Below are 13,502 nucleotides of genomic sequence, written 5' to 3' on the forward strand. Positions count from 1 at the left end.
ACTATATCGCAGGGTAGCACTAATCATCGGGCAGGTGAGGACTGGCGCGATCTTTTGTCGCTTAAGCATCACAGTCGCGAGCCTTGTGCGCTGCAAGCAGCGCCTGCCGTGCTCATTTCAGGCCGAAAAAACGCCGTATGCTCGACAGGTAGTTGGCTTGCTGGACTTGCGCGGCCGGGCCGGCGTCGGTGCGCAGCGCATCGAGCACCAGATTGCGTTCGCACAGGATGGCGGCAAACTCATCGGCCAGTTCGGGGCGGGCGTGCAGGATGTTTTCGAAGTTTTCCTTGTCGAGGCGGTAGCACAGCGCGTCGGTCTTGGCGACCACGGTGGCGCCGCGCGGCGCCCCGGTCAACAGGCCGATTTCGCCGAACACATCGCCGGCGGCCAGCGTGGCGCAATGGCGGCGCGGCTGGCCCTCGGCCTCGTACCAGACCTCGGCCTCGCCGCTGGCCAGCAGGTAGAGCCAATGGGCCACGGCGCCCTGACGGGTCACGATGTCGTCCTTGACGAAGGGGGTGTTGCGCAGCGACTGGGCCAGCCCGCCCAGTTCTTCGTCGGTCAGGCCGGCAAACAGCTTGACCTTGGCCAGCGCGGCCTTGCGCACGGCGATCTCGGCCAGTTGGCGCAGCTTGGCGGCGCGCTCCGATTCACGGTTCAGGCGGATGTCCATGCACGGATGGGCCAGCGACAGGTTTTGCCGCTGCAGCGCGCTGTAGAAGTGCACCCGCACGGCCGAATCGGTGCCGTCGTCGTGGGCCGGATTGCTGAGCCAATAGCGCACCGCGTAGTGGATGTTGCCGTCGCGGTAATCGGTGACGATGCATTCGGGCGCCTTGAGCGGCGAGATGTGCTCGATGTGGGTCTGGCGCAGCGCCGTCTCGACGGTGTTGATGACCTCGCGCGGCGGCACGCCGTCCTCGACCCAGAAATGCACCCAGCGGCGCAATTCCGGCTTGCCGGCGCGGCTGTACACATCGACCTTGGACTTCATCAGCACGCTGTTGGGGATGACGATCAGATTGCCGTTATTGGTGCGCAGCGCCGTGTGCCGCCAGTGCACTTCGACCACCTGGCCGCGCACATCGTCGAGCCTGATCCAGTCGCCGATGCGCACCGAATTGTCCAGCTGCAGCGCGAGGCCGCCGAGGATATTGCCCAGCGTTTCCTGCATCGAAAACGCCACCACGCCGGTGATCACCGCCGAGGTCGTCACCAGGCCGCTCAGGTCCAGGCCGGCCAGGCGCAGCCAGACCAGGGTCCAGACGATGTAGGTGATCACCAGCAGGATGTCTTCCATGATGCGCGGCGGGTGCATGCGCAGCGCCGGCAGCAACACGCGGAACGCGGTCAGGCCCAGGATGCGTATCAGCAGCAGGCCGAAGCCGAGCATGGCGGCGCTCTCCAGCAGGCTGGCGGCCTGGCGCTGCGCCAGGTCGATCATCAGTTTGCTGGAGAGGCTGAGGATCAGGCACAAGCCGCCGAACAGCAGGTGGTGGCGGAACATGTGCGGGCTGTCCGGATCGGAGCGGGTCAGCAGCAGCTGCGTCACGCTGCAGAGGAGGACGGCGGCGACCAGGCCGGCGTGCCAGGGATTGATCCACGGGCCATCTATCGTCAGCATCCCGGCTCCCCATTCGTTGCTACCTTGCATGTATTGTGAACTGATCCCCACCCATGCGCAACGTGATAACCAGCTAAACGATTTAAACCTTTTTAGCGAGCAACAAAACTCCTGCTTTCCAAAATCATCAGTACATGGTGGTTTTTAGGCGTTCGGGCAAGTCGGCATCGTATTTCAGGCCATCAATTGCCCCATCACTGACCTCCGCAAGTATCTTCCCCAGACTCGGCAGGGCATCGCGGGCGATATGCCTGGAATGATCCCAAAGGCTCGACCGCAGCACGGCACGGGAGCACTGGAAGAAAACAGCTTCAACCTTTATCACCAACACGGACCGGGGGGGCTTGCCATCGACACAAAACGCCGCAAGCAAGTCTGGGTCGAGGTGGATCGATGCTTTGCCCACAACCCGAACTGTTTCTCCAATCCCAGGTATCAGGAACAGGAGAGCAACGCGCGGGTCATGGAGAATATTGCGCAAGCTATCTACCCGGTTGTTTCCGCGCCGGTCCGGCAGCAGCAAGGTGTTCGCATCGTGAACGCGGACGAATCCGGCCGAGTCGCCTCGCGGCGACAGATCCATTGCCTCCGATCCAGTTGTTGCGAGCAGTACAAAGGGCGCAGCCTCGATAAATTTCCGATACTGTGGATGCACGTAGGAGACTTCCTTCTTAACCGATGCGGCAGCAGGCGCACCATAAAGTCTCTCAAGCGTATCGATATCCGAGACGGCATAATTAGGGTCAAGCTGGATCACGTTGGTCTACCTCCTCATGATAAAAACCCGGAACGCTGACTTGGCAGTGGCCGATTGCCGTCGATTGTACCCGACACCACGTGTCAAAAATGGCATGCAGGTCCGGCACGCGCGCCTGATTTTTTCCGTTCCCCCGTTGCGCGTTACAAAATTTTGTTGGGGCAGTTGCCTAATGGAACTAGATTGACGCTACAATGAACCTCTGTGCATCCGCATGCAACGCCTCCCCTTTTCCAGATTAAGCCCAGCCATGTCCCAAGAGAGAACACCCCTGCACGAAGTCAGTACCTACAGCAAGGACACGCCAGTCGGTTGTCCCGACGTCAACGGCCGCGCCGCGGTGTTCGTGCCGACCGCGCTGTTTGACGTCAGCAGCTCCACCACCATCCGCAAAGGCGCCGGCATCGTCGGCTACGGCAACGCCGACGGTTCGCTGACCGTCTACTTCGAAGCCAACCGCTTCGACGAGAGCAGCCTGCACAAGTGGGAAAACAAGGCCCGCAAAGCCTACGACCGCATGGTGGCCGGCGCGCCGACCGTGTCCAAGGCCAAGATGGACCCGAAGATGGTCGAGCAGATCGGCTACATCGACGGCTCCGGCATCCAGCTCAAGCATCCGGAACAGTTGCAACACTGGCTGCAAGTGTCGAACGCGCTCGACACCGCGCCGGCCGATGCCATCATCGTCTGGAAGACCAAGTAAAACGTTAGCATAAAGACAGAGTCGGGCAGTAGTCCTACAAAATGTCGGACATTCGGCTGATGCCCGTCATGCAACTCCCGGGGTATTCTGGACTCACTGGAAGTCCAACCCCTGCTGGGAGCTTGTCATGGCACGCTATCTCCATATCGCCTTCGGCGCGTTGTTACTCAGTTTGGCCTGCGCATCGACCTATGTGTTGTGCTCGGAAAACGCCTTGCAAGACCAAACCATCTCGCTCTACCAGCTGCGCTAAGTCCTCACTCGCGCAAGCCCAGCATATTGACCAGGCGGTTCAGGTCCCCCTCTTCCCGGATAATCTCGGCCATCAGCTCGGGCAGCGGCATGCGGCCCCAGTTGACGGCGCGCCGCAACAAGTACGGCGTCGGACTGTGCGGCTCCACCAGGCTCAGATAATCGGCGATCGCGCCCAGCGCGGCGTAGGCCTCGTCACGGTTCTTCCAGCCTGACAGGGCCACCGGCGGCAGCGCCGGGACCGTTGCCGGGTCATTCCCTTGCTCGCCGCCCTGCGGCTGTTCCGGCGTCGTCATTTCTTCTTCCTTTTGCTCGGGGACCAGTTGCTGCAGCACGCGCTCCAGCGCCACCAGCGTTCCCTTCAGTTTAGACAGATTCGGCGCCTGCGCGCCCAGCTGCAGGTCGACAAACGCCAACATGGTTTCCAGGCAGTTCAGGCAGCGGTGCACCACTTGCTGGCGGTTGGCCAGCTCGCGCCCGAGCCGCTGATGGGCGTAAGCGATCACTTCGATGCGGGTCAGCGGCAGCTCGCCGTCGGCGTTGGCGTGGCTCTCGCCGGCATGGCCGCCCAGCTCGCGCGCCGTCATGCGCTCCCAGTCGGACAGGCTCTGCGCCGGCGGCTTGCGGCCGTTGATTTTCAGGATGGGCACGTGCACCCGCACCGTCGCCGACAGCGATTCGTTGAGCCACTCCAGCGGCGCGATGCGGGCGTCGGCGTCGCCGTCCTGGATGGCCGGATGCAGGCTGTCCCAGAACTGGCGCAGCAGCCGGTCCACCAGGCTCAGGCCGCGATACAGGCCGTCGCTGCCGTACTGCCGGGTCCACGCCTCCAGCAGCCAGGCGGCGATCTGCAAATCCTTGGAGCGGCCGCCCAGCATGCGCTTGCAGCGCGCCTCGATCAGCGGCCAGTCCGCCTTCTTCAGCGGCCGCTCCCATTGGCCCATCGGCAGGCTGGGGTCGTCCTCCTCGCGCGCCAGCCGGATCTCGGTGAAGATCGGATCGTAGCGCAGCGCCGGGCCGCTGGGCTGGTCGCCGGCTATCGGCTTGAGCAACTGTTCCAGCTCCTGCTGGTGTTCCATGCTCATCAGGGAGAGCGGTATCGGCAGGCTGGGTGCGTTCATAGGGGCGCTCGGGGTCTCGGGACTGGGTGTTCGCTCATCGGAAATCAAGTGGCGCGCCTTGTCGACCAGGTTGAGCAGATTGTCTTTGATGGTCGCCATGCGCGCTTCCGCCTACGGTAGCATCTTGCCGAGCTGGTGCGCAAAAAACTTGGCGGCCAGCGGCGAGGTCAGCTTGTGCAAGTCCACCACCGTGGCGCCGGTGGGCACGTAGATCTTTTCCGACAGCGCCAGCAGCCGGCCGGTATCGAAGCCGTCGTCGACCTCATGCATGGCGATCAGCACGTGGTCGGAGCCGTTGTCCAGCAAGGCCTGGAAGGGATTGGGGCCGGCGTAGTGCGAGGGCCAGCCGTCGTCGATGCAGGGATGCAGGTTGTAGAAGCCCAGCCTGGGCCATTGGAACAGGCGGGCGTCGATGCGCTGGCCGAAGGTGGCGGCGATGCACAGGTCCGGCTGCCACTGGTCCTGGAACAGCCGGCAGAATTCGTCCGTCTTGACGCGGCCCTTGTACGGCACGATGCCGTGCGACAGCGCCAGCCGCTCCACCATCACCTCCTCGGCCGGCGTGTGCGGATAGGACCAGACCCGCCGTCCACGGCTGACATGGTCCGAGCCCACATCGTCGGTGGCCACGCCGACCACCCGCACCCGCTGCGCCAGCGGCCCCTTGAGCAGTTCGCTCAGCACATGGAAGCCGCGGTGGAAGCTGCCGAACACGGCAACGCGCACGAGGGGTGGCAAGGTGGACATGGCATCGCCTCAATAAAATCCGGCCTACCACGCCGGCGCCTTGGCCGGGAACACCGGCGGCCACACCAGCGGCGCGCGCTTGCCGGCCGCGCTCACGCTCAGCCGCACATACACCTTGGCGCGGCTGTCGCGGGTGGCGATGCGGCCGTCGCCGACCGCGCTCAGCGGGAATTCAAACTTGAGCAGCTGCGCGCGCGCGCCCGACACCGGCGCCGCCTCGGCCTCGCGGTAGGCCGACACCAGGCTGAACAGCGCCCACGGATCGTCGAAGCGGTAGCTGACGGTGCGCTCGTCGACCGCCATGCCGGGATGGCCCGCCTCGGGCTTGGGCAGCACCGGGCCGTCCTGCGCCAGCCGCAGGGTCAGCACCACCGGCAGCCCCGGCTCCCAGCGCAGCGCCCGCGGGGCGTCGCGCTGGTGCACGCTCTGGCCGCCGATGGCCAGCGACCAGTCGATGATCTTGTTGCCTTCGCTCTCGAGGGCCGGGTTGGCGCGGAACTCCACCATCACGTCCAGGCCGGCGGCCTGGCCCTCCTCGGCCGGGTACAGCGGCGCCAGGAATTCGCGCACCTTCTGCATCTGGTCATCGACCTTGCGCACCGTGCTGGCCGGCGACGGCCGTGTGGCGTCGCGGTCCGAGGCCAGCGCCAGCACATGGGTCTGGTCGAACAGCTTGAGCACCACGCCCACCTCCTCGACATCGGCCGGCATCCGCTCGCCCGGCCCGGCCTTGCCGCCGGCGTCGGCCGTCAGCGCGCGGAACGGCGCGCGGCTGGCCAGGTTGGCGTTGAAGGCGTCGGCGAAGCGGGTCCAGGTGTCCTGGTAGCGGGTCTGGGTCAGGTCGCGGCAGCGCGTGTACAGCCCGGTCTGCAACACCTGCATGCGCTCGGCGAACAGGTCGCCGGCGCGGCGCTGGGCCGCGCGCGCCGACAGCTTGTCGAGACAGTTGTCGATGCTCAGGTCGGCCGCGCCGGACAGGATGAACTGCTCCAGCATGGTCAGGCTGCTGCTCGGGCTCTTCAGCTTGTAGCGGCCCAGGTCGGCCACCGTGGCCTTCCAGCGCAGCACCGCCGGCTGGTCGGCGCCGGCGCCGCCCAGTTGCAGCAGCAGCGCCTCGGCGCTCTTGCCGGCCGCTTCGATGAAGGCGATCTGCTGCCCCACGTAGGCGTGCAGCCCGCCCGTGTCCTCCGCGCCGTAGCCGTCCACCAGCGGCCCCTTGGCGCCGTTCCAGGCGCGGAAGGCGCGGTCGCGCGGCATGAACAGGTCGGCGCGGGTCAGGGTGTCGTCCAGCTGCTGCAGGCGGCTCAGCGCATCCTGGGTCAGCACCGCCGACAGCTGCTCGGCCACCTGGGCGCCGCCGTTCTCCTGCAGCCAGGCGCGCACCCGCAGCGCCTTCGCGTGATCGGCCTCGTTGATCGGGGCCGGCAGCTCGCGCGCCGAGACGATGTAGGCCTGGGCCAGGAGGTCGCGCGCGGTGTCGGCCAGCGCGCTGTCGGCCAGGCGCGCGGCCGGGCCCTGCAGCATGGCCGGGAACTTCGGCAGGATCTCGGTCTGCACCCGCTTGCGCGCGTCCGCCAGCGCCAGCACCTGGTCCAGCCGCGTGGCGTCCCAGCTGACGGTGGCGCCGGCCGGCACCTCCGGCAGGCGGCCGGCGTGGGTCGACTTCATGAACGGCTGCGACAGCAGACCGTTGAGCGCGTCCAGCAGCGCCCGGCGGTCGGGCGCGAAGCTCCACGTGGCCTTGGCGTCCGACCACTCCAGGCCCTGGCTCAGGCCCAGCGCGTGGCTGTCGTCGGCCATTGGCGCGTCCCAGCGCGCGCTGAACTTGCGGAAGCCGTCCTCGGTCTCGGCGCGCGCCTCGTCGGCGGCCGCCTTGCCCAGCAAGACGGTGTCCTCCACCCGCCGCAGCAGGTCGGTCCAGACCGGTCCGAGGTCGAGCTTCTCGCGCCGCATCCAGGCGCCCGAGCCGGTCGACATGTAGAGCTCCTGCTGACGCAGCGCGGCCGACAGCGCCTGCCAGGGCGCCAGGTTGGCCCCGGCGTTCTGGTCGCCCTGGTACAGTTCGCCCAGGCTTTTGTTGATGGCCAGTTCGGCCAGCAGCAAACCATTGTTCTGGAACACATGGTTGGACAAGGCATGGACCGCCAGCCGGAACGAACAGACCGAGGCTTCCTGCATCGGCTTGATGACCAGCGTCGGCTCGTCCCTGGCCACCTTGCGGAACAGCGCGGCGGTGCGCGCCAGGTTGCCGTGCATCTGGTGGTTCAGCAGATCCCGCACCACCAGCTCCAGATCGTCGCCGGACACCGCCACCTCGTCCGGCCCCTTGAGCCGCATCATCGCCTGCAGCGTCTGGTCGAGCGTGCCGACGGCGTCGACGTAATCGCTCAGCGATCCGTACTCCATCGTGCTCTCCAGGTTCAGCCCGCCGGCCGCCGCCGCCCCGGCCTGTTTCATGCCCAGCGGCGCCGCGCACAGGCCGCCGGCGATCAGGGTGCCCGAGCGCGCCTCGATCGGTTTGCCGGTCAATTTTCCGACGCGCGCGTAGGCCGCGCGCCGCAGCGGGTCGAAAGCGTTCTCGGCAAAACCCTTCTCCATGCGCAGCAGCACCTGGTCCTGCAATTCATCGAACCACGGCCACGAGCCGGGCATGAACGGCGACCACAGGCGGGCATTGGCGAGCCGCTCGATATTGGTCAGCGCCTCCGTCGCGCGCTGCTGGCTCTGCAGCGGATCGAGCACATGCTGGCTCTTCTCCGCCTGGCTGATCTTGCTGTCGTGGCTCAGCGTCTTCAGATGGCTCTCGACGTCGGCGCCCAGCACATGCAGGCGCACCGTGGAAAACACCAGCCCCAGCACCCACACCACCGGCAGCGCCACGGCGCCCCAGCGCGCCACCCGGTTCATCGCCGGACGGCGCATGCGGTGCTGCGACGAGGAGCGCACCAGCCCGGCCTCGGCGAAGATCTTGCGCTCGAAAATATCGCGCAGGAAGGCCGGCACCGCGCTGTCCCGGCCCGCCCGGTACGCGGGCGCGTCCGCCGCCAGCGACGGCGCGGCCCAGCCGGGCAAGGCGGCGGTGGCGGCGGCCGGCGCCGCGGCCGGCTCGACCGCCATGAAGCCGTCGTTGTCGGCCGCCGCCTGGCTCTCGCCCAGCAGCGCGGCCTCGTCGCTGCAATCGCCGCTCAGGTAGATGCCGCGCAGCAGGAACGGCTCGTGGTAGGCGCTGGGCCGCATCAGTTCTTCGGCAAACATCTTCAGGCCGGCGCGCAGGCGCTCGACCTGGTTGGGCAGCAGGAAGTAGGCGCTGCTGTCCGAGTCCGACGGCTCCAGCGCGCACAGCTCGGCGCAGCTGTCGGACAGTGTGCGGCCGACCTCGTTCATCGCGGTGTCGATCCACTGCGCCTGGAACGGCGCGACCAGCTCGTGCGGCGAGGACCAGCCCAGCATGGAACGGCGCAGCGGCTCCGGCAGCGCCGCCGCGAAGCGGGCGAAGCCGGGGATGGTTTCGCAATCGGTGATCGCCAGGTAGATCGGGAAGCGCAGCGCCAGCCGGTTCTGCGCCAGCCACAGGCGGCGGTGGATGGCCTTGGCGCGCGCGGCCAGGTCCAGCTGGCCGGCGCCCTCGATGTCGAGCAAGGCGCTGGCCGGCAGCGCCACCACGATGGAATCGAAGGGCCGCTCCGGCCGGTAGTTGCGGCACAGGCCCAGAAAATCGTCCCAGGTGGTGTTGGCCATGGCGCTGGCGTCGGCGGCGTCGGCGTCCGGCATGCCCAGCGCGTCCGAATGCAGCTGCACCGCCACGCCCTGGTCGAAGAAGTTCCAGCTGATGCCGTGGGCGCCGGCGGTCAGCGTGCTGTCCGCGCTGAGCGCGCTTTGCAGGCCCGATTGCAGCAGCGGCAGTTCGCGCCCGGCGGCGCCCTCGTTGAGCACCAAGGTCCAGGCCAGGCTGTAGCGCTCCGAGCGGGCCGCGATATTGTTTTCGATCAGCTCGACGGCCACGCGGAACGATTGCTTGAGCGAATCGGTGCTGATCTGGCGCGGTTTCTGCACGGCCGGCTGGTCGGCTTTTTCCGCGCCCTTCATCGCCGCCCAGATGACGATGGCGAACAGCAGCATGACGAGCAGCGTCAGCACCAGCAAGGTGGCTATGGCCGTGTTATCAGACAAGAAGTTCAACACTGTGCGCTCATCCCGTAAGGTTAGGTCAGGCGGTTGCCGACAGCGCGGCGCGCATCGGCCACGATTGCCACAACCACAGCAATTCAGACAGTCCCAGCAAAATCAGCAGCGCCAGCACGAACATCAGGCCGCTGCGATTGAACTTGGGCAGGCGCCGCGCCGCCAGGTGCGACAGCGTGCTGGCATACGCCTGCTCGGACAGCGTGCGGTCGCGCCCCTGCAGGTCGGCCGGGCGCAGGTAGACAAACTGGAACAGCTCGCGCCGGTACTCGGCGATCTTGTCCTGCTTCTGGCCGCGATACCGGCCCTGGAAGCCCAGCGACAGCAAATACAGGTAGAGCCGGCCGACGTTGCGGCGCGCCGCCTCGCGCTCGCGCAGCATCTGGTCGAGGTCGTCGAACACGCGCTCGCCGGCAAAGCTGGACTTGAACAGCGTGGTCTCGATCAGCACATGGCGCCAGTGGTTGCGCCCGGCCCATTCGGTGTTGAGCAGCACCTCGTCGGCCAGCGCCGCCTTCAGGAAGCGGCCCTGGGCCTCGGCCTCCATGCCGGCCTTGCCGACGATGCGGCGCGCCTCCAGCGACTGCAGTTCGATCAGCTGGCACAGCTGGCGGCTGAGCGCCTCGGCGGCCGCCTTGGCCTCGCCCTCGCCCACCCGCGTGGCCGCCTGCGCCGAGCGCGACAGCACGTCGTAAAAGTCGCGGAACTGCACCGAGGCCAGGTCCACGCCCTCGCCGGCGCCGCCGCTCCAGGCCGGCGCCGCGCTGTTGCCATTGCTGGCCTTGCTTGCACTGTTAAATAGCATGCTCACGGCCTCATCCCTTTATGAACAACACCACTTCCTGCGGGCGCTGCGCCTGCAGGCTTTCATTGGCGTTGCTGATCAATAGCGCCTGGTCGGCCACGATGAATTCGTCCGACACCTCCACGCTGAACAGGGTGTAGCCGGCGCTGGCGCGCAGGCCCAGCTCGGGCGCGGCGTCGATCCGGCTGCGCGCCGCGCCCAGCACCCGGCGGTCGGTCAGCGAGGTCCACACCGTCTGCGAGCCCACCACCGCGCCGGCCATCCATTGCGTGGCCTCGCGCTCGGGCTGGCCGCGCAGGCCGACCACCAGCCGCGTGACTAGCCAGTCGGCCTGCATCGCCAGCGCGAACGCCTGGCCGTCGAAGTTGAACACGCAGGTCTTCCATTCCTGGCTGACCTCGCCCACCAGGTCGCTCAGCGCGCTCAGCACGGTGTCGAAGGCCGGACCGCAGTCGGCGTGGTCGTAGGCCGGCGGCATGATGGGCACGGCGCCGGGACGCAAGGTCGCCAGCGGGCCCAGCTGCGCGCACAGCGCCAGGTACAGCGACAGCGGATGGACGATGGCGTTGCGCAGCAGCGCCTCGAGCAGCGGCAGGTTCAGGATCAGGCTGGCCAGGCGCGCCTTCTGTTCCAGCATATTGATGCGGTCCTCGGTGCGCGAGGACGGCTGCGCGGTCTGGCGCGCCAGGAACACCGCCTTGTTGCGCATCTGCGTGGCCAGCAGCTGCGCCCGCTGCAGCACGCTGCAGGCGGCCGGCAGGTCCAGCATGGCCGGCAGATAGGCGCCGCGCCGCACGATCTCGTTGCCCTTGTTGAGCGTCAGCAGCCGCAGCGCGGTGTAGGCGGCCGACGGCACCGGCCCGGCCGCCAGCGCCAGGTTGACCGCCATGCGCGGCACGTCGGCCGGCAGCGCCTGCGACACCTCGTCCTCCACGGTCGGGCTCTCGACGCCGCGGAACATGGCCGGCTGGCCGGGCTGGCGCAGCGAGCGCGTGTTGCCCACCACCAGGTACACAGACAAGTCCTGCTGCGCCATCGCCTCGGCCCACGGCGCCAGGTCCAGCTCCAGCGGCAAGCCTTGCGCCAGCGCGCTGTCGTAGGTCACGGCCATGCCGTTGGGCAGGATCGCCTGCAGCCGCTGGATGCGCAGCAGGCCGGTGGTCAGCAGCGCCTCGTCGATGACCAGCTCGCGCACGCCCCAGCCGTAGGGATTGGTCGCCAGCGACTGCCAGGCCAGCAGCGCGTCGATGCGCGCGCCCTCCTGCTGAAAGTGCTGTGGCGTCAGCATCATGCCTTCGTGCCACTGGATGCGATGTGAAAGTTGAGGGTCGGTCATTGAGCGGCTTCCATAAGCTTACTGTGCCGCGCCGGGCTTGGGCTCGCTCGCCACAAAGCCCTGCGCGTTGAGTTGCACCACATATCCCGAGGCGTTCAGCAGCAGGCGCGCGCGGTGCTCGCCGGCGTTGGCGTAGCCGGCAAACACCAGCGCGGCCCAGGCTTTCTGGTCGCCCCACTTTTTATCGTTCAACTTGATGGTCTGGGCCGGCACCAGCTCGTAGGGGTAGACCGTCAGCGCCTCCGGGAAGGTGCGCTGCAATTCCGCGCGCGAGGTGAACCACTTCGAGGCCGGCATGGCCAGCAGCGCATCGAGCACGGCCGGGTCCTTGACCAGCACCACGTCCACCGCCAGCGCGCTGTTGCCGTTGGCGTCGTCGGCGGCGCGCAGGGTCAGCGTCTTCCAGCCGGGCGAGGCCATGCTGGGGCCGAACAGCGCGCGCGTGGCGCCGCAGCCCGCGAGCAGGCCCAGCAGCAAAGCCAGCAGCGCCAACGGCAGCAGGCCGCGGCGGGGGATCGGGGTCATCATCAGTTGCATAAGTCAGTCTTCAAAAGGCCTGGCGCAGGCCATAGCCCACGCCGGCGCAAAACACTGTGAACAGAGCAATCAACCACAGGAACAACACGGACAGCGCTTGCTTGCGGGTGAAGACGAGCTTCAGCGTGGACGGATGCCACACTTCGGAATCTTGCTCGTTATTAATATACAGACCATCCGCCACCAAGGCAATCAGAGCCGATGATATAAGAAAGGAAAGTAAATTCCTCGGCCCCTCGCACAACACTTCGATCAGCAGAAACACCGGCAACACCGCCTCCAGCGGCAGGCCCAGCGAGGCCACCACGAAGCCGCCGAGCAGCACCGACTTCACGCCTGCTATGCCCACCGACCACAGCGCGGCGGTCCAGGACAGCGCGCAGATCCAGGCGATGTCGGCGGCCGTCAAGCCATGGTGGTACAGGTTGGCGAGGTAGATCGCCAGCACCGCGAAGAACATCGCCTCGCCGGCCTTGATGAACACCGGCGCGATCGGCGAGACCAGCTCCACCATGCCGCGGCTGAAGCCCAGCTTCACGCTCATGCCCTGGATGAAGCCCGGCACCGCCGCCACCGCCACCGGCGAGAACAGGCAGACCGTGATCGGTTCGCGCAGCGCCAGCAACACCAGCCACGGCGACTTCTTCAGCTTCCAGCACAGCACGGCGATGGCCGCCGCGCACATCGCGAACACGGCGGCGTAGAAGGCGCCGAGGAAGCCGCCCAGCAGCACGATGGCCTCGACCCCGGCGCTGGCGGTGGCCGCCGCCGCCAGCACGAAGGCGGCCACCGGCAGCCAGCCGTTGATGCGGTTGACCAGCGATTCCAGCGCGCGGTACATGCCCTCGAAGATGCCGCTGAGCTGGGCCGAGCGCTGCGGGTCCTGCACCGACACCGCGGCGCCGAAGCACAGCACGCCGACCAGCACCGACGGCAGCGAGCCGTAGGCCAGCACGCCGAAGAAGTTGTCCGGCACCAGGGTGCCGATGTCCCACAGCGGCGCCGGGCCGTCGCCGCTGTCGTGCAGCGCCATGGTGAATTGCGATTCCGAGCGCATCGCCAGCTTGCCCAGCGCCGCCGTCTGCGCGGCCGTCATGCCGGAACCGGCGCCGGCCGCGCTGGCCACCAGCACGCCCACCACCGCGCACAGCAGCATCGCCAGCAGCGACATGGCCGCCAGCCGCGCCAGCCGCACGCCGGAACCCGGCTCCGACGGCAGCCGCTGCAAGCCGAAGTAGACCGCGAGGATGACGAACGGCAGCGCCGCCATCTGGATCAGCGACAGGTACAGCAGCGACAGCGCCGACAGCAGCGCCGCGCTGCCGGGGAACAGTGTGCCGATCCAGCCGCCCAGCAGCATCGCGCCCAGCAGCGTGGCCGGATGCTGGAAGATATCCTTGAGCTGGAAGATGGCGGGTTTGGCGAGGGTCTGCATGGC

The 13,502-nt window shown here is 67.3% G+C and carries 11 protein-coding genes; 2 read left to right on the forward strand and 9 right to left on the reverse strand.

Annotation, left to right across the window (positions count from 1 at the left end; translation table 11 throughout):
* Positions 1-112: 112 nt before the first annotated feature.
* Positions 113-1,624: a mechanosensitive ion channel family protein gene (locus KVP70_RS28785; RefSeq protein WP_217945823.1), complete on the reverse strand. Its 1,512-nt coding sequence runs from the start codon at positions 1,622-1,624 to the stop codon at positions 113-115.
* Positions 1,625-1,751: 127 nt separating this feature from the next.
* Positions 1,752-2,378 (reverse strand): pyridoxamine 5'-phosphate oxidase family protein, encoded by a 627-nt coding sequence (locus KVP70_RS28790; protein WP_217945850.1) that lies wholly within the window; start codon positions 2,376-2,378, stop codon positions 1,752-1,754.
* 253 nt (positions 2,379-2,631) lie between these two features.
* Here KVP70_RS28790 and KVP70_RS28795 point away from each other — a divergent pair, with 253 nt between their 5' ends.
* Both KVP70_RS28795 and KVP70_RS34695 read left to right on the forward strand, forming a co-directional pair.
* Positions 2,632-3,084, forward strand: coding sequence for a hypothetical protein (locus tag KVP70_RS28795; RefSeq protein ID WP_217945824.1), 453 nt, complete (start codon positions 2,632-2,634; stop codon positions 3,082-3,084).
* 127 nt (positions 3,085-3,211) lie between these two features.
* Positions 3,212-3,337, forward strand: coding sequence for a hypothetical protein (locus tag KVP70_RS34695; protein ID WP_020705285.1), 126 nt, complete (start codon positions 3,212-3,214; stop codon positions 3,335-3,337).
* 4 nt (positions 3,338-3,341) lie between these two features.
* On the opposite strand, the gene tssA is transcribed toward KVP70_RS34695, so the two are convergent.
* The 7 genes from tssA to KVP70_RS28830 are packed head-to-tail and all read right to left on the reverse strand — an operon-like array spanning position 3,342 to position 13,499.
* Entirely contained in the window at positions 3,342-4,556 is a 1,215-nt protein-coding gene (gene tssA / locus KVP70_RS28800) for a type VI secretion system protein TssA (protein ID WP_217945825.1), read from the reverse strand.
* A gap of 12 nt (positions 4,557-4,568) precedes the next feature.
* Positions 4,569-5,204: a formyltransferase family protein gene (locus tag KVP70_RS28805; RefSeq protein WP_217945826.1), complete on the reverse strand. Its 636-nt coding sequence runs from the start codon at positions 5,202-5,204 to the stop codon at positions 4,569-4,571.
* Between the two features lie 24 nt (positions 5,205-5,228).
* The gene (locus tag KVP70_RS28810) at positions 5,229-9,374 is read right to left on the reverse strand and encodes a type VI secretion system protein (RefSeq protein WP_229225161.1); all 4,146 of its coding nucleotides are present in this window, start codon (positions 9,372-9,374) and stop codon (positions 5,229-5,231) included.
* A 37-nt stretch (positions 9,375-9,411) separates the two neighbouring features.
* Positions 9,412-10,191: a DotU family type IV/VI secretion system protein gene (locus KVP70_RS28815; protein WP_217945851.1), complete on the reverse strand. Its 780-nt coding sequence runs from the start codon at positions 10,189-10,191 to the stop codon at positions 9,412-9,414.
* Between the two features lie 10 nt (positions 10,192-10,201).
* Positions 10,202-11,527, reverse strand: coding sequence for a type VI secretion system baseplate subunit TssK (tssK, locus tag KVP70_RS28820; protein WP_217945828.1), 1,326 nt, complete (start codon positions 11,525-11,527; stop codon positions 10,202-10,204).
* Positions 11,528-11,545: 18 nt separating this feature from the next.
* Entirely contained in the window at positions 11,546-12,064 is a 519-nt protein-coding gene (locus tag KVP70_RS28825; RefSeq protein WP_217945829.1) for a hypothetical protein, read from the reverse strand.
* Between the two features lie 10 nt (positions 12,065-12,074).
* Positions 12,075-13,499: a cation:dicarboxylate symporter family transporter gene (locus KVP70_RS28830; RefSeq protein WP_217945830.1), complete on the reverse strand. Its 1,425-nt coding sequence runs from the start codon at positions 13,497-13,499 to the stop codon at positions 12,075-12,077.
* Positions 13,500-13,502 lie beyond the last annotated feature (3 nt).

The organism is Duganella violaceipulchra (assembly GCF_019166075.1).
In the GTDB taxonomy this organism is placed as follows: Bacteria; Pseudomonadota; Gammaproteobacteria; order Burkholderiales; family Burkholderiaceae_D; genus Rugamonas; species Rugamonas violaceipulchra.